At 62.5% G+C, this 23,780-nt stretch carries 22 protein-coding genes; 8 read left to right on the top strand and 14 right to left on the bottom strand.

Annotated features, from left to right (window positions below):
• Positions 1-127: 127 nt before the first annotated feature.
• A complete protein-coding gene (gene prmC, locus AACH73_RS11915) occupies positions 128-997 on the bottom strand; it encodes a peptide chain release factor N(5)-glutamine methyltransferase (protein WP_338736039.1) in 870 nt (289 codons plus the stop codon).
• A gap of 68 nt (positions 998-1,065) precedes the next feature.
• Positions 1,066-1,875: a bifunctional 2-polyprenyl-6-hydroxyphenol methylase/3-demethylubiquinol 3-O-methyltransferase UbiG gene (ubiG, locus tag AACH73_RS11910; RefSeq protein ID WP_272742268.1), complete on the bottom strand. Its 810-nt coding sequence runs from the start codon at positions 1,873-1,875 to the stop codon at positions 1,066-1,068.
• A gap of 290 nt (positions 1,876-2,165) precedes the next feature.
• On the opposite strand from ubiG, the gene AACH73_RS11905 reads away from it, so the two are divergent.
• The 3 genes from AACH73_RS11905 to AACH73_RS11895 all read left to right on the top strand — a co-directional run bounded on the left by AACH73_RS11905 (position 2,166) and on the right by AACH73_RS11895 (position 8,030).
• Positions 2,166-3,422: an aspartate kinase gene (locus AACH73_RS11905; RefSeq protein WP_272742269.1), complete on the top strand. Its 1,257-nt coding sequence runs from the start codon at positions 2,166-2,168 to the stop codon at positions 3,420-3,422.
• A gap of 272 nt (positions 3,423-3,694) precedes the next feature.
• Entirely contained in the window at positions 3,695-5,893 is a 2,199-nt protein-coding gene (gene ptsP / locus AACH73_RS11900) for a phosphoenolpyruvate--protein phosphotransferase (RefSeq protein WP_272742345.1), read from the top strand.
• A gap of 97 nt (positions 5,894-5,990) precedes the next feature.
• Positions 5,991-8,030, top strand: a complete 2,040-nt coding sequence (locus tag AACH73_RS11895; protein WP_338736038.1) for a protein-disulfide reductase DsbD domain-containing protein — start codon at positions 5,991-5,993, stop codon at positions 8,028-8,030.
• Positions 8,031-8,289: 259 nt separating this feature from the next.
• Here the strand turns inward: AACH73_RS11895 and AACH73_RS11890 are convergent, their stop codons facing one another.
• The 5 genes from AACH73_RS11890 to AACH73_RS11870 all read right to left on the bottom strand — a co-directional run bounded on the left by AACH73_RS11890 (position 8,290) and on the right by AACH73_RS11870 (position 11,399).
• Positions 8,290-8,760, bottom strand: coding sequence for a hypothetical protein (locus tag AACH73_RS11890; protein WP_272742271.1), 471 nt, complete (start codon positions 8,758-8,760; stop codon positions 8,290-8,292).
• 86 nt (positions 8,761-8,846) lie between these two features.
• Complete coding sequence (locus tag AACH73_RS11885) at positions 8,847-9,281, bottom strand: DUF1178 family protein (RefSeq protein WP_272742272.1); 435 nt, start codon at positions 9,279-9,281, stop codon at positions 8,847-8,849.
• On the bottom strand, positions 9,278-10,120 hold the full coding sequence (locus AACH73_RS11880) for a carbon-nitrogen hydrolase family protein (RefSeq protein ID WP_338736037.1): 843 nt from the start codon (positions 10,118-10,120) through the stop codon (positions 9,278-9,280). The genes AACH73_RS11885 and AACH73_RS11880 overlap by 4 nt, the downstream gene beginning before the upstream one ends.
• Positions 10,121-10,375 (bottom strand): glutaredoxin 3, encoded by a 255-nt coding sequence (gene grxC, locus AACH73_RS11875; RefSeq protein ID WP_272742274.1) that lies wholly within the window; start codon positions 10,373-10,375, stop codon positions 10,121-10,123. It lies immediately after the preceding gene.
• A 154-nt stretch (positions 10,376-10,529) separates the two neighbouring features.
• Positions 10,530-11,399 (bottom strand): ComF family protein, encoded by an 870-nt coding sequence (locus AACH73_RS11870; protein WP_272742275.1) that lies wholly within the window; start codon positions 11,397-11,399, stop codon positions 10,530-10,532.
• Positions 11,400-11,451: 52 nt separating this feature from the next.
• On the opposite strand from AACH73_RS11870, the gene AACH73_RS11865 reads away from it, so the two are divergent.
• Entirely contained in the window at positions 11,452-12,333 is an 882-nt protein-coding gene (locus AACH73_RS11865; RefSeq protein ID WP_338736036.1) for a methyltransferase domain-containing protein, read from the top strand.
• 160 nt (positions 12,334-12,493) lie between these two features.
• Here the strand turns inward: AACH73_RS11865 and mutT are convergent, their stop codons facing one another.
• The 3 genes from mutT to AACH73_RS11850 all read right to left on the bottom strand — a co-directional run bounded on the left by mutT (position 12,494) and on the right by AACH73_RS11850 (position 15,489).
• Entirely contained in the window at positions 12,494-12,892 is a 399-nt protein-coding gene (gene mutT, locus AACH73_RS11860; protein WP_272742277.1) for an 8-oxo-dGTP diphosphatase MutT, read from the bottom strand.
• Between the two features lie 59 nt (positions 12,893-12,951).
• Positions 12,952-14,394, bottom strand: coding sequence for a bifunctional glutamate N-acetyltransferase/amino-acid acetyltransferase ArgJ (gene argJ, locus AACH73_RS11855; RefSeq protein WP_272742278.1), 1,443 nt, complete (start codon positions 14,392-14,394; stop codon positions 12,952-12,954).
• A 90-nt stretch (positions 14,395-14,484) separates the two neighbouring features.
• Positions 14,485-15,489, bottom strand: a complete 1,005-nt coding sequence (locus tag AACH73_RS11850; protein WP_272742279.1) for a peptidylprolyl isomerase — start codon at positions 15,487-15,489, stop codon at positions 14,485-14,487.
• Positions 15,490-15,697: 208 nt separating this feature from the next.
• Between AACH73_RS11850 and secA the strand changes: the two genes are divergently transcribed.
• The 4 genes from secA (at position 15,698) to AACH73_RS11830 (ending at position 20,633) form a co-directional block, all read left to right on the top strand.
• Entirely contained in the window at positions 15,698-18,538 is a 2,841-nt protein-coding gene (secA, locus tag AACH73_RS11845) for a preprotein translocase subunit SecA (RefSeq protein WP_272742280.1), read from the top strand.
• Between the two features lie 149 nt (positions 18,539-18,687).
• Positions 18,688-19,389 (top strand): hypothetical protein, encoded by a 702-nt coding sequence (locus tag AACH73_RS11840; protein ID WP_272742281.1) that lies wholly within the window; start codon positions 18,688-18,690, stop codon positions 19,387-19,389.
• A 36-nt stretch (positions 19,390-19,425) separates the two neighbouring features.
• Positions 19,426-20,217 carry a hypothetical protein gene (locus AACH73_RS11835; RefSeq protein WP_338736035.1) on the top strand — a complete coding sequence of 264 codons (792 nt, stop codon included), beginning with the start codon at positions 19,426-19,428 and terminating at the stop codon, positions 20,215-20,217.
• Between the two features lie 230 nt (positions 20,218-20,447).
• Entirely contained in the window at positions 20,448-20,633 is a 186-nt protein-coding gene (locus AACH73_RS11830) for a hypothetical protein (protein WP_272742283.1), read from the top strand.
• 74 nt (positions 20,634-20,707) lie between these two features.
• Here AACH73_RS11830 and AACH73_RS11825 read toward each other — a convergent pair whose 3' ends face one another.
• Genes AACH73_RS11825 through AACH73_RS11810 form a run of 4 tightly spaced genes read right to left on the bottom strand, consistent with a single transcriptional unit; the run spans position 20,708 to position 23,701 of the window.
• Positions 20,708-21,427 (bottom strand): lysophospholipid acyltransferase family protein, encoded by a 720-nt coding sequence (locus AACH73_RS11825; RefSeq protein ID WP_272742284.1) that lies wholly within the window; start codon positions 21,425-21,427, stop codon positions 20,708-20,710.
• The gene (locus AACH73_RS11820) at positions 21,424-22,065 is read right to left on the bottom strand and encodes a YdcF family protein (RefSeq protein WP_272742285.1); all 642 of its coding nucleotides are present in this window, start codon (positions 22,063-22,065) and stop codon (positions 21,424-21,426) included. The genes AACH73_RS11825 and AACH73_RS11820 overlap by 4 nt, the downstream gene beginning before the upstream one ends.
• On the bottom strand, positions 22,065-22,943 hold the full coding sequence (locus AACH73_RS11815) for an ABC transporter permease (RefSeq protein WP_272742286.1): 879 nt from the start codon (positions 22,941-22,943) through the stop codon (positions 22,065-22,067). Before AACH73_RS11815 ends, AACH73_RS11820 begins: the two co-directional genes overlap by 1 nt.
• Positions 22,940-23,701: an ATP-binding cassette domain-containing protein gene (locus AACH73_RS11810; RefSeq protein ID WP_272742287.1), complete on the bottom strand. Its 762-nt coding sequence runs from the start codon at positions 23,699-23,701 to the stop codon at positions 22,940-22,942. Before AACH73_RS11810 ends, AACH73_RS11815 begins: the two co-directional genes overlap by 4 nt.
• Positions 23,702-23,780 lie beyond the last annotated feature (79 nt).

Here is a 23,780-nt window from a genome sequence, read left to right as displayed (position 1 = left end):
TGATCCCGGAAGCGGTTAAAACCGTCCGTTAATCCGTCCACGATGGCAGGAGACTTTTCACTGTTAGCGCCAAACCCGCCCGTTTCCAAGAGAAATTTTCGGAAACAGGCGGATTTCAACGGTATATCTATTGCATGACGAGCTTCTGACCGACGACGATGCGCGGCAGGTCGGACAGGTCCTTAAAGGTCACTACGTTGAAAAAGCCCGCCTTTTTCATCAGGTCTTCGACCGCGGCCGATTGATCATAGCCAATTTCCATCCACGCCGTGCCCCCGGCCTTGAGAATGCGGAAGGCTTCCGGGATCATCTCGACATAGGCATCAAGGCCCGATTCGCCGCCATCGAGCGCCAGATGCGGGTCGTGGTCGCGCACTTCGGGGTCAAGCGTCGGGATGACCTCGCTGCGGATATAGGGCGGATTGGAGGCGACAAAATCGAAGCTGGCATCCGCGAGCCCCGCGCCCCACGAGGTGCGCAGGAAGGCCGCGCGCCCGTCGAGGCCGAGATTGGCCGCATTGTCGCGCGCCACGGCCAAAGCCTCTTCGGAGACGTCGGTGCCCAGCCCCTTGGCCGCCGGACGCTCAGACAGGACCGACAGCAGGATGGCCCCGGAGCCGACGCCGAGGTCGGCCAGCGTGAAGGCCTGCCCCTCCTCCGTCGTCTTGAGGATCATATCGACGATGCACTCCGTCTCCGGACGCGGCACCAGCACGGCGGGCGTCAGGTCGAGCAGCAGCTTCCAGAAGCCCTTTCGGCCCAGAATACGCGCCACCGGCACGCGCCTTTCGCGGCGAGTCAGATAGTCGTCGAGCGTCGCCTTCTGCTCCGCCGTCAGCAGCTTGTACGGATCGGTCAGGATATCGGTGCGCGTATAGCCGGTCGCCGCCTCTAGCAGCAGCCGGGCGTCGATGGCCGGCGAGTCGATATGGGCGGCCTTCAGGCGGGTCTGGGCACCCTTCCAGGCGGAAACAAGAGTCAGGTCAGTGTCGGTCATATGTTTATTCCCCCTCGCCCCGTGTACGGGGAGAGGGCCGGGATGAGGGGAAGGGACGGCGTGCGGAACTACAACAAATCCCGCCGGGCGACGATCATATAGTTGACGGCGGTATCGTTTGAAAGGGCCCAGGTCGCCGTGAAGGGATTGTAGCTCACCCCCACCGCCGGATCGGGCGTCAGGCCGGTGCCTTCAAGGAAGCCTTCGATCTCTTCGGGCTTGAGAAACTTGTTCCAGTCGTGCGTGCCCTTCGGCACCCATTGCAGCACGTATTCCGCGGCCACAATGCCCAGTGCGTGGGCCTTCAGCGTGCGGTTCAGCGTGGCGATGAACAGCAACCCGCCCGGCTTGACCAGAGAGGCGCACGTCTTGAGGAAACTTTCCGGGTCATTGACGTGTTCGATGACCTCCATGGTCAGCACCACATCAAAACCGGACTCTTTGGACGCCACTACCTGCTCGACCGTCTGGGCCAGATAGCGGATATCGAGCCCGACCTCAGCCGCATGGGCCTTCGCCGTGCCGATATTCTTTTCCGAGGCGTCGATACCGGTAACGTCAAAGCCCATGCGCTTCATCGGCTCGGACAACAGGCCGCCCCCACAACCAATGTCGATCAGGCGCAAATCGCCAAAAGGCGCCACCGCGCGCGGATCGCGCAGGAAGTGATCGACGCAGGTGTCGCGGATAAAGCGGACACGGTTGGGATTGAACTTGTGCAGGGGGGCGAACTCACCCTTGGGGTCCCACCACCTGGCCGCCAGAGCCGAAAAGCGTGCCACATCCTCGGCGTCAATGCTCGGCCCGGCGGGGGCGTCGGCGGTCAATTCCGTCTCATTTGCAACTGATTTTGCTTGGTTTTTTGCCGCTTTGGCCATGTCACGCTCCGAAAACAGCCACTCCGGGCAGGGGAATAGCGCAAAAAGCAGCGTCCGTATGCGCTTTTTTCGCAAAAAAGCTTCACAGGCGCGCACACGGGCAGTAAAGCGGGCGCGCATTTTTGCGTACATCCTTGTACTGCTTATACCAAGGGTCATTGAAAATGACTCTTGGTATTCGTTTCGCGAATGTCTTATGCCTTTGATACATATAAGACATTCGCGAGTTTTTTTAACGCCCGGATGCGTCAGCATCTTCGGGCGTTGGTATTAAAGAGAAAGACGGATTAATGACTCGTCTCGTGATGAAGTTCGGCGGCACGTCGATGGCCGACCTCGAACGCATCCGCAGGGCGGCCCGGCTGGTGGCCGCTGAATACGATGCCGGTCACCGCGTCGCGGTCGTTGTGTCGGCCATGTCGGGCAAGACCAACGAGTTGGTCGCCTGGACCGATGGCGCGGGCAAGGCCACAGGCAAGGGTGCCGAAGGCGACGACGAATATGATGTGGTCGTGGCTTCCGGCGAACAGGTGACGGCCGGCCTTCTGGCCATGACGCTGCGCAATATGGGCTATGACGCCCTTTCGATGATGGGCTGGCAGGTGCCGATCCTGACCTCGGACGTGCATGGCAAGGCGCGCATCCTCGACATCCCGCCGGCCAGGCTGGAAACCGCGCTTGATGCCGGTCAGATCGTCGTTGTGCCGGGCTTTCAGGGTGTCACCGAGTCGGGCCGCATCACCACGCTGGGCCGCGGCGGTTCGGACACCTCAGCGGTCGCCGTGGCGGCGGCGGTCAAGGCCATCCGCTGCGACATCTATACCGACGTCGATGGCGTCTATACCACCGACCCGCGCGTCGAATCCAAGGCCCGCCGCCTGAAGAAGATTTCCTTTGAGGAAATGCTGGAAATGGCGTCGCTGGGGGCCAAGGTGCTGCAAACCCGCTCGGTCGAACTGGCCATGGGGCAGCGCGTGCCGGTGCGCGTCCTGTCTTCCTTCGTGGAGCCGGGCGAAAATACTGATCAGGGCACCATCGTGTGCGACGAGGACGAAATCGTGGAAAAGCATATTGTTTCCGGCGTGGCCTTCAGCCGTGATGAAGCCAAGATCACCCTTCTGGGCCTGCCGAACAAGGTCGGCGTCTCCGCAGCGGTCTTCTCGAAACTGGCCGCGGCCAATATCAATGTCGATATGATCGTGCAGTCGGAAAAGCGCTCCGGCGAATACGCCAACCAGCTCTTCACCGTCGGCCGCCGCGACGCCAAGGCTGCCGCCGAAATCATGGAAGCCGCCCGAGCCGAAATCGGCTTTGACGCCATCAAGGTCGATGAAAACGTCGCCAAGGTGTCGATCGTCGGCGTCGGGATGCGCTCGCACACGGGGGTCGCCGAAACCATGTTCCGCGCCCTGTCGGAAAAGGGCATCAATATTCAGGTCATCTCGACCTCGGAAATCAAGATCTCGGTCCTGATCGACGAAGCCTATACCGAACTGGCCGTGCGCGCCCTTCACGCGGCCTACGATCTGGACAAGATCGGACAGTAAGCGCTGTTCGGGTAAGGTAGAAGGCCGCGTGCTTTGAGTACGCGGCTTTTTTCTTTGGGCTCTATGGGTTTGTGCCGATTTGTTTCCGCGTTGTGACCGCGTAAAGTCTTCGTGACTTGTCTCAGGGGACAAGCCTCTGTAGACAGCCGCGAAAACGTTTCCCATTATGGGGAAAACGGCACACGGTTGTATGGGGAGCCGAAGCGTTGAGTCCAAGTCTGGTTCAGGGTGCGCGCGGTCAGCGCGGTCTGCTGCGGCAGATCCGCGAAGTCATGGCCGATGGCTCTTCGGCTCAGGCGCGTCTGGACCGCGTGGTGGAAATCATCGCCCGCTCGATGATTGCCGAAGTCTGCTCCATCTATCTGCGCCGCACCTCCGAAGAACTGGAACTGTTCGCCACCGAAGGCCTCAACCGCGAAGCCGTGCACAACACGCGCCTGCGTCTGTCGGAAGGTCTGGTGGGCGAGGTCGCCCGGTCGGGGCAGCCGCTGAACCTCAACGACGCGCCGTCGCACCCCAGCTTCTCCTACCGTCCGGAAACGGGCGAAGACCCCTATAACTCCTTCCTCGGCGTGCCGCTGCTGCGCGGCGGGCGCACCATCGGCGTGCTGGTCGTGCAGAACATGGCCATGCGCACCTATGGCGAGGATGAGGTCGAGGACCTTCAGATCATCGCCATGGTGCTGGCCGAAATGGTGGCCGGCGACCTGGTCAGTGACGATGAACTGAAAGACATCGAAATCGCGCCGCAGCGGCCGGAGCGCCTGAAGGGGTCGAGCTTTGCCGACGGTCTGGCCATCGGCACGGTAATCCTGCACGAGGTGCCGGTGACGCCCGATCACCTGCTGTCGGACGACGCCATCGCCGAAGAGGCGCGGCTTCTGACCGCCATCGGCGACTTGCGCGACCAGATTGATCAGATGTTCGAAGGCCAGCACGGTCTGGCCGGGCCGACCTTCGATGTGCTCGAAACCTATCGCATGTTTGCCCACGACCGGGGCTGGACGCGCAATCTGGTCGAGGCGGTGCGCTCCGGCCTGACCGCCGAGGCGGCGGTGGAGCGCGTGCGCAACGAGCAGCGCGCCAAGCTCAACAACGCCCGCGACGCCTATATGCGCGAGCGTCTGCACGACCTCGAAGACCTCGGCAATCGTCTGCTGCGCGTGCTGGCGGGCCGCAATACGGTCGCCCGCGAAATCCCCGACAATGCCATTCTGGTGGCGCGCGATCTGGGCCCGGCGGACCTGCTGGAATACGACCGCAAGAAGCTGAAAGGCATTTTGCTCGAAGAAGGTTCGGCGGCCAACCACGCGGCCATTGTCGCCCGTGCGTTACAAATCCCGTGCGTTGGGCGGCTCGACCGCCTGCGCGATAAGGTCAATCAGGGCGATCAGGTCGTCGTCGATGGTGAAACCGGCGAAGCCTACTTACGCCCCCGCCCCGATATTCTGGGGGCCGCCGTCGCGCGCATGGACATGCGGGCCGCCCGCCGGGCCGAGTTCGAAAAGCTGAAAGACGTCGATGCGGTGACGCGCGACGGCCACCGTGTGGCGCTTCTGATGAATGCCGGTCTGGAGTTCGATCTCGAAATCATGCACGAGACGGGCGCGGAAGGCATCGGCCTGTTCCGTACCGAGTTTCAGTTCATGGTCTCCGAAGACCTGCCGCGCCTGAAGCGTCAGACCGAGCTTTATGAGCGGGTGATGGACGCGGCAGGCGACAAGCCGGTCATCTTCCGCACGCTCGACCTCGGCGGTGACAAGATCCTGCCCTATATGGAGACCGAGCGCGAGGAAAACCCAGCGCTGGGCTGGCGCGCCATCCGCATGGGGCTGGACCGCCCGGCCCTGCTGCGGATGCAGGTGCGCGCCCTGCTCACGGCCGCGCGAGGCCGCGAACTGCGCATCATGTTCCCCATGGTGGCCTCGGTCGATGAGTTCCGTCAGGCGCGTGAACTGGTCGATATTGAATGTCAGTGGGCACGCCGCCGCGGCCGACCGCTGCCGCAGGTGTTGCGCGTTGGCGTAATGATCGAATGCCCGTCGCTTTTGTTCCACCTCGACGCCCTGCTGCCGATGGTCGATTTCGCCAGCGTCGGCACCAATGACCTGACGCAGTACCTGTTTGCCGCCGACCGCACCAATCCGCGCATGTCGGATCGCTATGACGTGCTGTCGCCGCCCATGCTCCGTGCCCTTTCGACCATCCAGAAGGCCGCCGAGGATTCGGGTACGCCGGTTTCCGTCTGCGGCGAAATCGCCGGCAAGCCGCTGGAGGCCTTCGTGCTGATCGCGCTGGGCTTCAACCGCCTGTCCATGCCGCCCGCCGGCATCGGTCAGGTCAAGCGCATGATCCTGTCGCTCGACCGCGAACAGGCGTCCAAGGCTATCCGCAAGCTGATGGGCTCCTCCTATGGCTCGCTGCGTTCCGAAGTTCTGGCGCTGGCGCGCAAGCTGAATGTGAATCTGTAATTTCACCTCTGCATAAGCGCCGAAAAGGGATGAAATTTTCAAACAGGACGTCGTTTTCGATCGTATAAAGGCGTGCTTCAACTGTTCGGGTGGCCGCGTGTTCCGATTTCTTGCCTTCGTTTTTGCCTTTATCGCGCTGGGCTCCGCCGTTCAGGCCGCGCCGGTCAAGACGGCGCACCTGACGACCGAACTGATCGCCGAAACGACGGTTACACCGGGCGGTCAGACGTGGCTGGCCATCCGGCATACGCCGCTCAAGGGCTGGCATACCTACTGGCAAAACCCCGGCGATACGGGCTTGGCCCCGAAGGTCACATGGACCCTGCCCACTGGCGTCACCGTGTCGGAACTGGTCTTCCCGACCCCCGAAGTGCAGCCCTATATGGGGCTGACCAATTTCGGCTATAGCGGCGAAACGGCACTGCTGGCCAAGCTCACCAACGGTTCGGTGCTCAAGGACGGCGTGCTGCCGATCAGGGCACAGGTCGATTTTCTCGTCTGCGAAAAGGTCTGCGTGCCAGAGACGGTCAATCTGACGTTCGATCTCAAAGTGACGCCAAAACCTGAGCCGGTCACCGATTTCAGCGCCGCCCGCGCCGCCTTGCCGCAAAAGGTACAGGCACAGGCGAGCTACGCGGTGTCCGGCGATACCCTGACGCTCGGCCTGCTGTCACCGAGCGACGCCAGCGCGGCCAACGATTTTGCCCATCCCGGCGGGGCCTATCTGTTTCCGCTGAGCGGTGGCGTGATCGACCCGTCGGCCAAACAGGCGATCGAACTGGGGCCGCAGGGCTTTACGGTCTCGCTGAAAACCAAGGCATCGCCCGAAGCGCCGTTTGAGGCGGTGATCCGCTTCGCGTCCGGCCGGTCCTATCAGATCAGCGCCACAGAAGGCACGCCGCCCGCCGCTGCCAGGGGCCTCGGGGCACCGCCACAGGCGCGCCCGGCGATTAACCTGATGGGGGTGGTCGCGGCGATGAGTCTGGCCTTTGTCGGTGGTATGATTCTCAACCTGATGCCCTGCGTGTTTCCGGTGTTGTCGATGAAGCTGCTGGCTCTGGCCAGAGCCGGGCACGAGGGTGCCGCCGGCCGCCGTGAGTCGCTGTTCTACGGCGTCGGCATTCTTCTCACCTTTGCGGCCTTGGGCGGGTTGCTGAGCTGGCTCGGTTCGGCGCTCGGCTGGGGCTTCCAGTTGCAATCGCCGTGGGTGACGGCGGGTCTCTCGCTGCTGCTGCTGGCCGTGGCGCTCAACATGTCGGGCCTGTTCGAGGTGGGCTCCGGCCTGCAATCACTGGCGGGCGGGCGTCTGTCGGTCGCCAATCCCGATGTGACGGCGCTGCTGACCGGCGTGCTGGCCGTTGTGGTCGCCGCTCCCTGCACGGCTCCCTTTATGGCCACCGCCATCGGCGTGGCCCTGGCGCAGGGGGGCGTGGTCAGCTTTGCCATCTTCCTCGCACTTGGGCTGGGCTTTGCCCTGCCGGTCGTCGCCCTCACCTTCCTGATCACCTACGTCCCGGCGGTGGCCAGCCGTATGCCGCGGCCCGGCCCGTGGATGGACCGCTTGCGGCATATTCTCGCCCTCCCCATGTACGCCGCCGCCCTGTGGATGGGCTGGGTCTTTGCGCAGCAGGTGTCAGGCCTTGGCCTGTTCGCGCTGGGACTTGCCTGTGCGCTCCTGACGGTCGGCCTGTGGTGGCCTAAGGGCCCGCGTATTTTGCGGCCTGTTTTCATCGTCATGGCGCTGGCCGTCGCGGCCACCGCCGCCGTGCAGAAGCCCGATACGCCCGTGCGGGTAGCCGTCGATCACGAAGCTTTTTCGACCGCCCGCATCGCCGAACTGCGCGCGCAGAACACCCCGGTTCTGATCAATCTGACCGCTGCGTGGTGCGTGACGTGCAAGGTGAATGAACGGCTGGTGTTTGAGACGCAGGCCTTCCGCGATGCCGTCAAATCGAGTGGTACAGTCTATATGGTCGGCGACTGGACCAATCAGGACGCGGCCATTTCGCAGTACCTCAGCCAGAACGGGCGTTCCGGCGTGCCTCTCTATGTCTATTATGGGCGCAACTCTGCCGATCCGGTGGTGCTGGGGCAGTTGTTGAACACCAAAGATGTGGTTGCGGTATTGAAGAAGTAATGGGCCACGAAAAACACGAAAAGCTGGAAAAAATTACAGACTGAACCTACGACGAAGCGCGAAACATCCGAGCGTGCTTAGAGCGTATTCTGAAAAGTGTGCAACGGTTTTCGGAATCAAATGCGCGACAAAACAAAGCGTTAGAGCGGGATTTCGATTCAGCCTGAACGAAATCCGCTCTAAGATAAACAACCGCCCTTCGGGCACAACATGAGCGTAGCCTTTTCCAGCTTTTCGTGTTTTTCGTGGCAAAAAAGCCCTACGAATTGCCGAACTCGATTACGCAATCGAGCCCCGAATCCGCCGTCGCCGGGGTGACGATCACCTCGATATTGTCTTCCAGCAGATAGGCCATGTCGTTCAGCGCGCCCTTGAGCGCATCCGGTGTCTTTGCTGCCTCGATGGCCGCCAGCTTGCGCGGCAGGTCGAGCGACACCCCTTTCAGCACGCATTTCAGGTCATTGTCCGTGCCGCGCGCCTTGAGGTCGAGATGGCCTTTCAGATTGCGCTCGGACAGGGTGCTGATCTCCCGCGCATAGGTCTTGAAACCGGCTGAGGTCAGAAGCGTCAGGGACGGGCTTTGGGCCATACGCACCGTGCGCGCCTTCAGCGTACCGGCATCCCGGACGATAGCCGCATAGAAGGGCTCTTTCGACAGCGGATTGACCGTCGGTGTCGCGGCCACAGCGGGCGTCGTCAGCAGAATGGCGATCAGCGCAAGGTGTTTCATGACGGCTCCTTCGTCTCCCCTTATGCAAGAGCCCGGCCAAAAAAGCGTTAATCCCGCCGGACTGTTCTGCCGTCACGAGGCGAAGATTAGTTCAGCGTCTTGGGCTTGGGCGTTTCACCCGCCGGAATCGGCAGGGGAGCGACCGGGATACCGTCGTCGATGAGTTCACGCACCTCGTCACGGCTGGCCTCGCCATAGATAGGACGTTCCGGCGCCAGGCCTTCGTGCATGTCGCGGGCTTCGCGGGCAAAGCTGTCGCCCACATAGTCGAAATTCTGCTCTACATGCGTGCGCACGCGGTGCATGGCCTCGGCCACGGCCTTGCGCATATCCGACTGACGGCTCTCGACGGCTTCGGAGGTGCGCACCATCGGGGCCATGATCGCCTTTTCTACCTGTGCGCTGCCGCAATGCGGACACTCGATCAGCGCCCGCGTCTTCTGCTCGTCAAAGGCGGCTGAATTGGAAAACCACGCCTCGAACTCATGCTCATGCGCACATTTGAGGGCATACCGGATCATACGCGTACAAAGGTCCTGTCGTGTTGCAACTGAGGGATGGCCGTGCGGGCGCGTTCGACCTCCGACAGGTCGATCTCGGCCATCAGCACCGCCGGGTGGTCGTGGTCGAGCCGCGCCATGACCTCACCCCACGGATTAATGATCATCGAATGGCCCCAGGTCTTGCGGCCATCCTCGTGCAGACCGCCCTGCGCCGGAGCGAGGACGAAACAGCCGGTTTCGATGGCACGGGCGCGCAGCAGCACCTCCCAGTGCGCCTGCCCGGTCGGCACGGTAAAGGCCGCCGGCACCGCGATCATCGATGCCCCGCCCTGCGCCAGAGCGCGATGCAGATAGCCGAAGCGCACATCGTAGCAGATGGTCAGGCCCAGCCCGCCCCACGGCGTCGGCGCAATCACCGCCCGTTCGCCGCCGCAGACACCCGCCGACTCGCGATAGACCTCGCCATTGGGCGTGGTGGCGTCGAACAGGTGGATCTTGTCGTAAAAGGCGACCTCTTCGCCAGCCTCGTTGAAAAAGACGGTCCGGTTGACCGCCCGGTCTTCGCCTGCGACCGGCGAACGGAAAATGGCCGAACCCAAGAGCGTCGGGACGCGATACCGCGCCGCCAGCGCCTTGACGCCCGCCACACAGGCGTCCGCCTCCAGCGTGGTAACGACCTGCGCCTTCCTGTCCTTGCGCTGCTCCATCAGATTGGAACATTCGGGCGTCAGGATAAGCTGCCCCCCTGCGGCCACGGCCGTTTCATAGAGCGGCTTCAGGTGATCGAACGCCCGGACCGGGTCGGCGGGCGTGTTCAGTTGCAGCAGGGCGACTTTGAGGGGGGCGGCGTGGGCCATCTATACCGCCAGCAGAGGGTCCAGACCGCCGCGCGAATCGAGCGACACCAGATCATCGCAGCCACCGACGTGCAGACCGTCAATGAAGATTTGCGGATAGGTGGCGCGCCCCGACCGCTCATTCATTTCCTTGCGCAGTTCCGGATCGTTCGAAGCAACGATTTCCTTATACGGAGCCCCCTTGGCGTCCAGCAGCGCCTTGGCGCGCTCGCAATAGGGGCAATAGGGCTTGGTATAGATTTCAATATTCGGCATGGGGGTCCACAGTCAAAACGCAACCTTGTCACAAACCATCATATAGGCAAGGGTTTGCAAGTTTTAAAGACGGACCTGTGGCTGACGCGTGACAGGGAATAACAGGTCGTTATGCCTCTTCATACCTCCCCAGCTTGCTGGGGAGGTATAAGGATTAGACCTCCGCCGCCGGCACGGCGCGCGCCAGCACCAGCACATCGACCTCACGCACCCCGGCCTCGCGCAGAGCCTTGGCGCAGGCCGTGAGCGTAGCACCGGAGGTGAAAACATCATCGACCAGCAGCACCCGCCGTCCGCGCAAACGCCGCGCGCCGGAGGCCGTTACCACAAAGGCCCCCTTCACATTCTCAAAACGATCTTCGCGGCGGCCTCTGGCCGTGCGGGCGCGGCTGAACTGCACCGAAGTGGCGCGCTGTCGGATCAGGGCGTCGGGCACAAAGTCCTTCTGATACTGCCGCGCCAGAGGCCGGGCCAGCTCCGCCGCCTGATTATAGCGGCGCTGAAACAGCCTGCGCCAGTGCAGGGGCACGGGCACGATCACATCGACCTTCTCCATCAGCTCGGCCCCGGCCCGCGACAGCCAGCCCGACAGGATGGGCCGCAGATCGAGCCGGTCCGCGTGTTTGAACGCCAGAATCAGGCCCTTCGAAGCCTCGGTATAAAGACAGGCGGCGCGGCCACGGCGAAACGGGAACGGCTTTTGCGTGCAGCCCTCACAAAGCGCCCCGGCCCCCAGAAACACCCCGCCTTCAAACGGGCGGGCGCACATGTCGCAGCCCTGCCCCGTCAGGAAGCGAATGGCGCTCCAGTCGTCCGCCGTTAGGCCGCCGGCCTGCACCGCGTCTTTTACCCCCGCTGAATTCCGCAGATCGGGGTCGTGATTGAGCGCCTGACGCGGATAAAGCGCATCCAACAGGCGGGTCCCGCCTTCGCGCAGACGCGGCATGAGCGCCTGTTCCGCCACCCACGTTTTCAGCCCGTCTATGGACAGCCGCATCCCCACCCCGTTTAAGCTGTCGCGCATCTTGGCCCGAAAACCGCTTCACACTTTCCGGGATGCGCGATATCTGCACAGCATGACAACACCGCGCCTCTTCGATCGTCAACTGTTGCGTCACCGCCTCGACCGCACGGCGGGCGATTTCACCACAGCCAACTTCCTGAAACGGCGCAGCGCCGAGGACATGATCGACACGCTTGCGGCCATTAACCGCCGCTTCGACGTGGCGCTGGAGATCGGCCGCCGCGATGGCCGCTTTGCCGAACTTTTGGCCGGGACGCCGGAGGTGGCCGCCAAGATCGGCTATCTGATCGAAAGCGACCTGTCGGCCCGCCATCGCCCCGCCGTCGTGCTAGACGAAGAGGCCCTGCCCTTTGGCGATGACACGCTCGATCTGGTGGTGTCGTCTCTGGCTTTTCACACCACCAACGACCTGCCCGGCGTGCTGGTGCAGTTGCGCCGCGCCCTGCGGCCCGACGGCCTGCTGATCGCCTCGCAATTCGGCGGCGAGACCCTGCACGAGCTGCGCCGTGTGCTGATGGAGGCCGAACTGGAAATCCGCGGCGGGACGGGGGCGCGCGTCGCCCCCTTTGCCGAAGGGCCGGACTGCGTGGATTTGCTGCGCCGCGCCGGGTTCAACATGCCCGTCGTCGATACAGACAAGGTGGTGGTCAGCTACGCCCACCCGCTCAGCCTGCTGCGCGATCTGCGGGCCATGGGGGAAACCAACATCCTGTTCGACCGCCCGCACAAGGGGCTGAGCCGCGCCATCCTCAGCCGGGCATTTGAACTTTACGCCGAACGCTATCCGCACCCGGAAGGCGGCGTGCGCGCCACGTTCGAGATCATCACCCTGTCCGGCTGGACCCCGCACGAAAGCCAGCAAAAGCCACTGCGTCCGGGCTCCGCCAAGGTACGTCTGGCCGATGCGCTGGGGGTGAAAGAGGGGAAACTCTGAAACAGTTCCTCCCCTAATTTTAGGGGAGGTGGATTTTGGAGCATTAGCGACAAAAGGCGGTGGGGTTAAAAGCGGCAGTATTAACCCCACCGTCTGCTCATTTCATTCGCAGCCACCTCCCCTGAAATCAGGGGAGGGACTCTGATCTGCGGAGAAACCGTCAAATAAAATCATTCAGGTACGCCACCAGCGGCAGGTCTGCCGGGGGCATGGGATAGTCGCGCATGTCTTTGGGCCGCACCCATTTCAGCGCTGTGTGTTCCTTCGGCTGCGGCGTGCCCTCCCAGCGGCGGATCAGATACAGCGGCATCAAGAGGTGAAACGTCTCATAGGTATGCGAGGCAAAGACGAAGGGGGCCAGACAGGCGGCCCTGGTCGTAATACCCAGTTCTTCTTCAAGCTCACGGATCAACGCCGCTTCGGGAGTTTCGCCGGGCTCGACCTTGCCGCCGGGAAACTCCCACTGCCCGGCCAGCGACTTGCCTTCCGGACGCTGGGCGATCAGCACCCGCCCGTCACTGTCGATCAGGGCCGCCGCAACGACAAGTACGGTTTTCATAGACGTGCCCCCTCCGCCTCGACAGGCTCGGCACCTCCCCCGCTTCGCAGGGGAGGAGATTAGCTGCGATAGTCACCATTAATGCTGATATACCGATGCGTCAGGTCGCAGGTATAGACGTGGGCCGAGGCGCGGCCGACGCCGACATCGACGCTGATTTCCAGCTCCTGTTTCTTCATATAGGCGCTCATCGCCGCCTCGTCATAGGTCAGCGACACGGCGCCGTGTTCGGCGGCCACAAGCTCCCCGAAACGGATGGCGAGGTGGTCGCGGTCCACCTCTTCCTCGGTCTTGCCCACCGCCATGACGATGCGGCCCCAGTTGGCATCTTCGCCGGCCCAGGCGGTCTTGCACAGCGGGCTTTCGGCGATCGACTTGGCGATCTTGCGCGCCGACGCCGGTGAGGAGGCCCCCGTCACCGTGACCTTGACGAACTTGGTCGCGCCTTCACCGTCGCGGATAAGCTGGGTGGCGAGGCTGTGCATGACCTTTTCCAGCTTGTCGCGGAAGTCGGCCAGACGCTTATCACCCGCGCGGCTGATCTTCGGGGCCCCCGCCGCGCCCGTAGCAAACAAAAGCGCCGTGTCGTTGGTCGAGGTATCGCCATCGACCGTCACGCTGTTGAAGGTGGTGCGCGTATAAAGCCCCAGCAGGGATTGCAGCACACCTGCAGAGAGGGTCGCGTCCGTGACGATAAAGGCCAGCATGGTCGCCATGTCCGGCGCGATCATGCCCGACCCCTTGGCGATACCGGCGATCTTAACCTCTACGCCGTCGATCAGGGCGGTTTCGTAAGCGCCCTTGGGGAAGGTGTCGGTGGTCATGATGGCCTGAGCCGCCGCGTGCCAAGCATCGGCCTTGAACGACTCTTCGATCAGCGGCAGTTGCGCGGCGATCTTGGCATCGTCCAGCACCACGCCGATCACGCCGGTCGAGGCCAGCATAATGTCGCGTTGACGGCAATCGAGCCGCCGGGCCAGGGCCGCCGCCGTGCGGCGCGCGGCATCCGCCCCCAGCTTACCCGTAAAAGCATTGGCACAGCCCGCATTGCAGACCAGCGCGCGGATTTCATTGCCTTCATTGGCAGCCAGTTGCTTCTTGCACCAATCGACCGGGGCCGAACCGATACTATGCCGCGTGAAGACGCCCGCTGCCGTGGTGCCTTCGGCGAACTTCATCACCAGCAGATCAGGACGGACGTGCTTGTAAAAACCGGCGCGGGCAATGGCGATATCGACGCCACCCACCGGCGGAATGGGCGGCAGATCGACGGCCAGCGGCGACACGGCCAGCCCCGGCTTACCGGTCGCCGGTTTGGCGGGCTCAGCGGTTGCGGCCGTATGCACGCCAACCAGTTCGGCCCCGGTCTGCACGGCCTTTTTCAGCGCATTGGCCAGCGGATCAAGCGCCGCCCCCAGCGGGTTCACCTGACCGCGTTCCTGACCGGAGGCCGCGGCAGAGGTATCGGGCGTTTTGCCGGTCGGCGACGGCGGCTTGGTCATGGCGCGCAGCTCCAGTGAAGGGGACATCAAAGTGCGCGGCTTAGCCCCAAATCATGACGCTGTGAAGGCTTTTGTGCAGAGGTTCGGGGCTTACTTTTTCGCCGCTGCGCGCGAAGCGGCCGATGAGGCCGAGGTCGAGGCCTTTTCCGGACCTTCGCCGACATCGTCGCCCGCCTCACTGGCACTGGCGCTGGCCTGAGCTGCCCCCGCCGGGGCCGAGGCCGGTTCACGGTCTTCGCTGCTGCTCAGACCCTTGACCAGAAATTCAACGCGCGCCCCATCGCGCAAGCCGCCCAGCAGGCCGCGCACCTGCTCCAGCTTGAGCGCCGACACGATACCCGGACGCGCTTCTTCAATCGTCATCGGCTGTTCCGGACGGCGCTCCTCGACCTTGAACACGGCCCAGCCGCCGTCGATCTGCACCGGCCCGGCCACCTGACCCGGCTTGGCCGTCATCAGCGTGGCGCGATAGCTTTCCGGGATAACGTCGGTGGTGAAATAGCCCATATCGCCGCCATTGAAGCGCGTCGCCTGATCAATGGAGCGTTCCATGGCCATGGCCTCGAACAGGCTGCCGCTCTGAAGCTGGCGCAGGATATTGTCGGCTTCCGGGCGCGTCTTGACGAGGATCAGGCGGGCGCGGATTTCCTCGGACTTCTGCGCCAGCTTGACCTGTTCTTCGTAGAGGTCCTTGACCTTCTTGTCGTCGATGGCCGCATCGACGCTCTGTTCCAGCAGCATGTGACCCAGAATGTCCTCACGCGCCGCCGCGATGCGCCGCTGCGCCAGTTCGGTCCGGTCAATGCCTTTTTTAAGCGCCGCCTGCGCCAGCAGCTTCTGGTCGATCACCTCTTCCAGCGTGCGGCGAAACAGGGGCGACGCCAGATCGAAGGGTTCGCCATCGCCGATCAGACCCTGCTGAACCGCCTCATAGCGCACGTCGGACGCCCAGATGGTATGGCCGTCGATACGGGCCACGGCGACATCGCCCGGCTCCGGCGGGCGCTCATCGAGGGTCGGTTTGTCGCACCCTGCAATCGTCAGAGTCACAAGGGCCACCGCCGCCAACTGCCTGAGCTTCATCCAACGCTGCATACCGAAAGCATCCCCGCTATTCTGTGCGACCAACTTACATTGACAGATCGCAAGCGCAAGCCTAAGTCAGTCCCCGCGCTTGAAAAGCGCCGGCTCACGCCTATTTGCCCTATTACGCCATAACCGTGACACCTTGATATTCTCCAAACAGGTGTGTCCGACCAAGGCGGACAGGACAAAATATTGAAATCTAATCGTCGGGTATCTCATGCTGGCTTTCGCCAAATCTCTGTTCGGCTCCGCTAACGAGCGCAAGGTCAAGTCGATGAACGGGCGTATCGCCCGCATCAATGCGCTGGAACCCCGGATGAAGGCGATGAGCAATGAGGAGCTGGCGCATCAGACCGTCCTCTTCCGCGAACGCATTGCCAATGGCGCCTCGCTCGATTCGCTGCTGGAAGAGGCCTTCGCCACGGTGCGCGAAGCGGCCTGGCGCTCCATCGGTCAGCGTCACTACGACGTTCAGCTGACCGGCGGCCTGATCCTGCATCAGGGCGGCATCGCCGAAATGCGGACCGGCGAAGGCAAGACGCTGGTCGGGACCGCGCCCGTCTATCTCAATGCGCTGACGGGCAAGGGCGTGCACCTGATCACCGTCAACGACTATCTGGCCAAGCGCGACGCCGACTTCATGGGCCGCGTCTATCGCTTCCTCGGCCTGTCCACCGGCGTCATCGTGTCGGGCATGTCGCCGGGCGCGCGCAAGGCGGCCTATGCCTCCGACGTCACCTACGGCACCAATAACGAATTCGGCTTCGACTACCTGCGCGACAACCTCGTCTATAACCGCGAGGAAATGGTGCAGCGCGGCCACCACTATGCGATTGTCGATGAAGTGGACTCCATCCTCATCGACGAAGCGCGGACCCCGCTGATCATCTCCGGCCCGACCGAAGACCGTTCGGAACTGTATAAGGTGCTGGACGCCCTGATCAAGGAACTGATCCAGGACCCGGACACCTTCGAGCTGGACGAAAAGCAGCGTCAGGTCCTGCTGTCGGAAGCGGGCTCCGAGCGCCTCGAAGAAATGCTGACGGCGGGCGGGCATCTGGCCGAAGACACGGCCGGGCTTTACGACGCGGCCAACGTCTCTCTGGTGCACCACGCCAATCAGGCTTTGCGCGCCAACACCCTCTACACGGTCAATAAGGACTATATCGTCAAGGATGGCGAAATCGTCCTGATCGACGAATTTACCGGCCGCATGATGCAGGGCCGCCGCCTGTCCGAAGGCCTGCATCAGGCCATCGAAGCCAAGGAAGCCGTCGCCATCCAGCCGGAAAACCAGACCCTGGCCTCAGTGACCATCCAGAACTATTTCCGCATGTATCAGAAGCTGTCGGGCATGACCGGTACGGCGGCGACCGAAGCGGCGGAATTCGGCGATATCTACAAGATGGACGTGCTCGAAGTCCCGACGCACCGTCCCATCAAGCGTATCGACTATGACGATGAGGTCTATCGCACCGAGCGCGAAAAGTTCAAGGCCATCGCCGATCAGGTCGCCGACTGCTATGTGCGCGGTCAGCCGATCCTTGTCGGTACCGCCTCGATCGAAAAGTCGGACGCCCTGTCGGACTTCCTCAAGACCTATGCCTACGACATCGAAACCAGGGCCGTGAAGCCGGAATATGCCAAGCTCGACAAAAAGGAGCTGGCCAAGCTGGGGGATGCCGCCTACGACGTGGTGCGCGGATCGGGCAAGGGTATTCCGCACAATGTGCTGAACGCCCGTCACCACGAAAACGAAGCCTATATCATCGCGGACGCCGGCGTGCCCGGCGCGGTGACCATCGCCACCAACATGGCCGGTCGCGGTACCGACATTCAATTGGGCGGCAATGTCGATCTGCGGGTGCAGAAATGGGTGGAAGAGCAGGCCGAAGCCGGTGTGGACGTGTCCAACGAGCAACTTCTGGCCAAGAAGGCTGAGGTCGAGGCGCAGATCGCCGACCTCAAGCTGAAATCGCTGGCCGCCGGTGGTCTGTTCGTGCTCGGCACCGAGCGCCACGAAAGCCGCCGTATCGACAACCAGTTGCGCGGCCGTACCGGTCGTCAGGGCGATCCCGGCACCTCGAAATTCTATTTGTCCTGCGAAGATGATCTGATGCGCATCTTCGCCGGTGACCGTCTCAACGCCATGATGAAGACTCTGGGCGTCGAAGAGGGCGAAGCCATCACGCACAAGCTGCTCAACTCGGCCATCGCCACCGCCCAGAAGCGCGTCGAGCAACGCAACTATGAAATCCGCAAGAACCTGCTGAAATACGACGACGTGGTCAATGACCAGCGCAAGGCCGTCTTCGAGCAGCGTCAGGAATTCATGGACACCGAAGACCTGTCGGAAATCGTCTCTGAAATGCGCGAAGAGACGATCCGCGACCTTGTGGACCGTCACCTGCCGCCCAAGGCCTATGCCGAGCAGTGGGATATTGCCGGGCTGAAGGAACAGTGCGAGCGCCTGCTGGGTCTCGACCTGCCGCTGGAAGACTGGGCCGCCGAAGAAGGTATCGCCAACGAGGAAATCGAAGAGCGTATCCAGACCATCGCCGCGCAAAAGATGGAGGAACGCCTCCAGCTTTTGGGCCCCGATCAGATGAAGGCGCTGGAAAAGAACTTCCTGCTGCAAATGATCGACATGCAGTGGCGCGAGCACCTGATGCACCTCGATCACCTGCGCGCCGTCATCGGTCTGCGCGGCTACGGTCAGCGCGACCCGCTGAACGAATACAAGACCGAGGCCTTCGCCCTGTTCGAGACCCTGCTGGTCAACCTGCGCCACAATGTGACGCGCTGGCTGATGACCGTGGAAATCCGCTTCCAGGGTCAGCCGGAGCCAGAACCCGTGCGGTTTGAGGAAATCCACCTCAACCCGCTGACCGGTGAAAACGAACGCGCCCCGCAACTGAGCGACGACCTGACGCCGGAACAGCGCGCCGCCCTGCCCGTCTCGGCCCTGCCTGCCGGTTGGGAAAGCACCTCGCGCAACGGGCTGTGCCCCTGCGGTTCAGGCAAGAAGTTCAAGCACTGCCACGGCGCGCTGATCTGAGTGCCGTGAATACAGCCCTTTCGTCTCCCGGACATCACATCCGGGAGACGGCTGTTTCGCGCAAGGCGATTCCCCCGTTGCCACCCGCCCGGGAATTGGTTAACGTCCCTGCCAAGGCCTGAGTGGTTTCGGGCGCTTGGGGGTATAAAATGTCGTACATGCGTGTTCTGACGTCCGGGCTGCTGATCGCGGGGACGGTTTTGTGCGCTCAGGGGCTGAGCCCGGCGGCTGTGGCCCAGACGACGGCGATGACCACCCCGGGGCAGAAACCTTCGGCGCAGCCGGTCGTGCCCCCCTCGCTGCAAGGGTCTTTCGTCACCCCCGAAGCGCCCCTGGCCCCGAAGATCGAGCTGGATCCGACCTTGATCGGCATGGCTCCGCGCCTCGAAGGTACGGCGGCCGCCACGGTTTCGCCGGAAGACAAGGCCGCGGCCGCGCGCAAGAGCCGTCGCATCGCGCTTTATAAGCAGTTGATGGACACCAACGGCACCAGCAAGAACGTGCATATGATCATGGCCAATACCAAGGCCGCTGTGCGACTGGTCATTCTGGAGCGCAAGGGGGCGAAGTCGCTGAGCCCCGCCGATGAGCTAAAGTTCAATCAGATCGCCGATCGGGTGCTGAAAGAGGCCGAGGTCAGCATTATCGACCAGATTGCCGCCGCCCAGTCCGCCAATTTTACCGAAGAAGAAATCCTGACCCTGATCAGCGCCAATTCGGGCCCGGTCGCGGCCAAATACAACGCCAGCAAGTTCGCCAATCCTGACGCCAATGCCCAGCAAATCCAAAGCTACATGGTCGAAGCGGTGATCAAGATCATCAAGACGTTCAAGGAAGCCATTTCGGGTTAACCGAAAGAGTCAGGGCAAGGGTAGATGGGGGTTTTTGTGGTGTATTTGAAACGCATGGTGGCCGGTGTGTGCCTTCTGGGGCTGACGGCGGCGGTGAGCGCGCAGGCGCGGGAGCCGGAACGCGAACCCGGGGCGCGCATCGTGGTTGCGCCCAAACCCGTGCAAAAGCGGGTGAACCCGCCGATCCCGGCGCCTGAACCGCAACAGAGCCCGGCGGCCGACAATCCGGCACCGGCACAGCCCGTGAAGGCGGCACCGCCGGTAGCCGCGCCATCGGTTCAGGCCAGGATCAACCCCGCCCCGGTGGCCCAGCCGACCGGTGAAATCGCCCCGTCGGTCGATATGATCGAAAGCCCGCCGCCCGTGGTCATGGCCACGGCGCAGGATGTCGGCCCGGTTGGCCCGGCCAAGCCCGCCGGCGATTTTGCCGAGCGCGTCGAGCTGGCGCATCAGTTGCTGGAAATCGACGGCACCGAAGCCATTATCCGCCACTTTGTCGGTGAAGTGCATATGCGCCTGATCATCGGCGAGGTCGGCAAATATATCGACGTCAACAGCCTCAACGAAAGCGACCGCTACCGTCTGGCGACCATAGTGGCGACCGTGTCCACCGAGCTGGGGGACAAGATTCTTCTGCTGACGGCGCGCGGCCACGCGCAAAATCTCAGCAAGGAAGAGCTGTTGTATCTGGCTCGCGTCAGCGACAGCGACGCCCAGCGCAAGCTGACCCAGATGCGCATCGACGACACCGGCGAACTGGATAAGAATGCCGAACTGGTCATGCAGATTTCGGCGCTGAAGATCGTTCAGGAATTTGAAAAGCCGTGAGACCGTCCGTGCTGAAAACCTCGGCCTGACGCTCGGCCTGCTGACTATGGTCGCCGCACACTGATCGGTAGAGTCATACCGATGTTATTCTCCCTCTTGGCGAATCCCGAATTTGGGATAAAGTGTTAACCAATGGCCGATTGCCCCACATCGGTCAGAGCGAAAAAGTGCCGCTCGAAATCGGGTTAAGGCACGTGAAATTGGGAAAAAATCGCCAAGGGAGGCGTCCAATGAAAATCATCGGGAAGATCGCAGTCGCTGCGATCGCGGCATCGTCTTTACTGACCGGCTCGGTCTATGCTCAGACCGATTGCCGCAAAAAGTGCAACGATACCTATCAGGCCTGTCAGAAGGCCGGCACGGCAGAGGAGAAATGCCGGGCCGCCTGGATTGACTGCAAGAAGAAGTGCAAATAGGCACGCGCACATAGACACACACGCGCCGGACAAGGATCTGCCTGTCCGGCGTTTTTGTGTTTAAGGCATCATGTTCAAGACGGGCGGTTTTCCGCAATCAGGGCGTTGGACGCCCCCTCGATGCGCGCCTTGATCTCGCTCATAAATTCGCCGCGCTTCATCCCGGCGGGGACAGGCGGCAGGAATTCAAACACCACCGTCCCCGGCGTGCGGACAATGCCGTGCGCGGGCCAGCACTGACCGGAATTGGTGGCCAGCAGGTGGCAGGGAAAGGCCAGATCGCGGTACAGCGCGGCCACGCCCGGCTTATATTCCGGGTCCTGCCCGACTTCGGAGCGCGTCCCTTCGGCAAAAATCAGGATCTGACGCGCGTTTTCCAGCCGGTCGCGGGCGTCGGTGACCATGGCGCGCAGGGCCTTGGCGGCGTCCTTGCGACGAATAGGGATCATGCGCGTGCGCCAGATGTAGAGGCCGAAGAAGGGCAGCCAGGTCAGTTCCTTCTTCAGGACAAAACAGGGATCGTCCAGCACGACAAAGGGCGCAATCGTATCGAGCATGCTGAGGTGCTTGCCCGCGATGAGGGCCGCCCCTTTCGGACGGTGTTCCAGCCCGCGAAATTCGACCTTCACGCCGCAGATATAGCGCAGGCCAAACAGCACCAGATGCGCCCACAGCTTGACGATCTGCATACTCAGCCGCCGCGACACAAGCACGAAGGGCGTGCCCAACAGGCCGACGATCACGACCAGGCCGTAAAGCCAGACGACGAAAACGATAGAACGCAGGAAATTCAAGAGGCCGAACCTTCCGCCGAAGCCTCGGCTCCGGTCTCATTGTTTTTGCCCGAACCGGTGAAGTTCGAAACGATGTCACGCGCCAGTATGGCCAGATATTTGCTGTATTCGATGATCAGCACCCGCGAACTGCGCCAGGACTTCCACCAGGCGCGCGCATCCAGCGTCGGGGTCGCTACCGGATAGGCGTGCAGCTTGACCCCCGGCAACGCCGCCTTGATCTCCAGCAGGCTGCGCGGCATGTGGTAATCGGAGGTGACCACGATCAGATCGTCAAACCCCTTGGCCTTGGCCCATTCGGCCACCTCATAGGCGTTGCCGAGCGTGGTCTGCGCCTCGTAACCGAGATCGACACAGCATTCGTAGAGCTTTTTGGAACCTTCGGTGACCGGCAGCAATTCCTCGCGCTTCACCTCGCGGTTGACGCCGGAAATGAGCATCCGCGCGCCCTTGCGCCGTTCCAGCAAACGCATCCCTTCCTTAATACGCATGTCCGACGCCCCGGTCAGGACGACAATGGCGTCGGCCGCCTCTTCGGGTTCAGCGGCGGGTGTCGAATGGATGACGCGATCCGCGAAGGCGTACAGCCCCGCCAGCCACAGTCCAACCACCAAAACCACGGCCATAAGGCGGCGCATCAGCTTTTCCCCAGCATCTTCAGGGTTACGATACGCGCGGTTCCCGCGGCAATCAAGGCGGCCAGCAACGGACAGGGTAACAAAACGACGAGGTCGAGCCACGAAAAGGGCAAAGCCAGCAACAGGCTCTGCGACGATCCGGTGAACTTGATCACCACCATGACCAGCCCCGCCGCCACGCCGCCCAAGAGACCCGAAATCGCAGCCATGCGCGCGAAGCGGAACTGAAACCGTCCGGCGATAAAGCTGTCCGTCGCGCCGCACAGGCTTAAGACCTCGACCATGTTGGCGCGCGCCATCAAACCGGCCCGTGTGGCAAAGCCCACCACCGCCGCCGCCGCGCTGGCGATCAGCAGAAATATCCCCAGCGAAATCAGGCGAATAATCAGGGCAGAGGTTTCAATATCCTGAAGCCAGGTCGAATGGTCGTCGATAGTGGCGTCGATTTCCTTTTCAGACAGCGCCTCCGACAGGGCGGCGGCCTTCGCCGGTTTCGCCTCATCCAGTCGCACCTCCACCAGATTAGGCAGTGGCAGGTCCTCAAGCACCGCATCGCCCAGCCACGGCTTGATCAGGGCCTTGGCGCGCGCCGGTTCGATGGCGGCGGCCTCCTTGACGCCCGGCACCCCGGCCAGCACCTCGGCGGCGCGGGCCGCCGCCACCGAGCCGCTTTCGAGGCCTGTCGGGCGCACCTGCACCGTTACCTCGGCGCGGATTTCCCGCGACCAGCCCGACGCCGCGCGATTCGAAGCCAGGGCGATCAGGGCCGACAGGGCGGCCAGAAAGAACAGCACGGCGATCACATAGTGCAGCGACACTTCGCGCGTATCCTGATCGGGCAGCAGATCGCGACGGCGCAGACGTTTCCCGGCGGTCATGTCGCCCCCCTCACCGTCTGGGTCAGGTCGCGCCGGAACAGCCGCCCGTCGCGCAGCTCCAGTACCGGCATACCGGAGGCGCGGATCAGCGCTTCGTCGTGTGTAGCGATCAGCACCGTCGCCCCCAACCGGTTCAGCTCGATAAAGAGCCGCATGATGCGCAGGCCCATGGCGTGGTCGATATTGCCCGTGGGCTCATCGGCCAGAATCAGGGTCGGGCGGTTGATGACGGCGCGCGCAATGGCCAGCCGCTGTTTTTCGCCGCCCGACAGCACATCCGGCATGGCGTGCAGGCGGGTTTTCAGCCCCACCCAGGTCAGTAGCTCGATGACATCGGCTTCGAATCGCCGCGGGTCTTCGCCGCGCACGAACAGGGGCAGGGCGGCATTATCGAACACATCGAGGTGCTCCAGCAGACGAAAATCCTGAAACACAATGCCGATGCGGCGACGCATCTCGGCGGTCTGTTTGCGGTCGCTGGGGTTAAGCCTTTCGCCGAACAGGCTGATCTCGCCCACAGAAGGTTTCTGAGCCTGATAGATCAGACGCAAAAGCGACGTCTTACCCGCCCCCGACGGCCCGGTCAGAAAGTGAAACGACCCCGACGACAGCGTAAAATTCAAGTCTTTCAGTATGTAATGCTCAGGATCGTGCCCGGTATGCCCGGCCCCTTCATAGCCCACACCGACGTCGCGGAACACAACCACCTGGCTGTGATCCGGCTCGAAAAGATCGTCGTGTGCGGAGGCTGTTACCACGGGTTTCGCAATCGCGTTTTGAGGTCTTGTTAATGCTTTTCGGCCAAAAAGGTTAAGCACCCGTTTGGTTAACGGGCCT

This window comes from Asticcacaulis sp. DW145 (assembly GCF_037101385.1).
Lineage (GTDB): Bacteria > Pseudomonadota > Alphaproteobacteria > Caulobacterales > Caulobacteraceae > Asticcacaulis > Asticcacaulis currens.
The sequence above is the reverse complement of the archived record's forward strand: the minus strand, read 5'-3'. Positions and strand labels throughout refer to the sequence as shown.

Bases quoted from the DNA above. Each gene is read 5' to 3' on its own strand.
- mutT (WP_272742277.1), bottom strand. From the start codon at position 12,892: ATGAAAACCGTACTTGTCGTTGCGGCGGCCCTGATCGACAGTGACGGG.
- AACH73_RS11815 (WP_272742286.1), bottom strand. From the start codon at position 22,943: ATGACCGCCGGGAAACGTCTGCGCCGTCGCGATCTGCTGCCCGATCAG.
- prmC (WP_338736039.1), bottom strand. From the start codon at position 997: ATGACCGACACTGACCTGACTCTTGTTTCCGCCTGGAAGGGTGCCCAG.
- argJ (WP_272742278.1), bottom strand. From the start codon at position 14,394: ATGACCAAGCCGCCGTCGCCGACCGGCAAAACGCCCGATACCTCTGCC.
- AACH73_RS11890 (WP_272742271.1), bottom strand. From the start codon at position 8,760: ATGAAACACCTTGCGCTGATCGCCATTCTGCTGACGACGCCCGCTGTG.
- AACH73_RS11880 (WP_338736037.1), bottom strand. From the start codon at position 10,120: ATGGCCCACGCCGCCCCCCTCAAAGTCGCCCTGCTGCAACTGAACACG.
- ubiG (WP_272742268.1), bottom strand. From the start codon at position 1,875: ATGGCCAAAGCGGCAAAAAACCAAGCAAAATCAGTTGCAAATGAGACG.
- secA (WP_272742280.1), top strand. From the start codon at position 15,698: ATGCTGGCTTTCGCCAAATCTCTGTTCGGCTCCGCTAACGAGCGCAAG.
- grxC (WP_272742274.1), bottom strand. From the start codon at position 10,375: ATGCCGAATATTGAAATCTATACCAAGCCCTATTGCCCCTATTGCGAG.
- AACH73_RS11830 (WP_272742283.1), top strand. From the start codon at position 20,448: ATGAAAATCATCGGGAAGATCGCAGTCGCTGCGATCGCGGCATCGTCT.
- AACH73_RS11840 (WP_272742281.1), top strand. From the start codon at position 18,688: ATGTCGTACATGCGTGTTCTGACGTCCGGGCTGCTGATCGCGGGGACG.
- ptsP (WP_272742345.1), top strand. From the start codon at position 3,695: ATGGCCGATGGCTCTTCGGCTCAGGCGCGTCTGGACCGCGTGGTGGAA.
- AACH73_RS11850 (WP_272742279.1), bottom strand. From the start codon at position 15,489: ATGCAGCGTTGGATGAAGCTCAGGCAGTTGGCGGCGGTGGCCCTTGTG.
- AACH73_RS11820 (WP_272742285.1), bottom strand. From the start codon at position 22,065: ATGCGCCGCCTTATGGCCGTGGTTTTGGTGGTTGGACTGTGGCTGGCG.
- AACH73_RS11870 (WP_272742275.1), bottom strand. From the start codon at position 11,399: ATGCGCGACAGCTTAAACGGGGTGGGGATGCGGCTGTCCATAGACGGG.
- AACH73_RS11905 (WP_272742269.1), top strand. From the start codon at position 2,166: ATGACTCGTCTCGTGATGAAGTTCGGCGGCACGTCGATGGCCGACCTC.
- AACH73_RS11865 (WP_338736036.1), top strand. From the start codon at position 11,452: ATGACAACACCGCGCCTCTTCGATCGTCAACTGTTGCGTCACCGCCTC.
- AACH73_RS11885 (WP_272742272.1), bottom strand. From the start codon at position 9,281: ATGATCCGGTATGCCCTCAAATGTGCGCATGAGCATGAGTTCGAGGCG.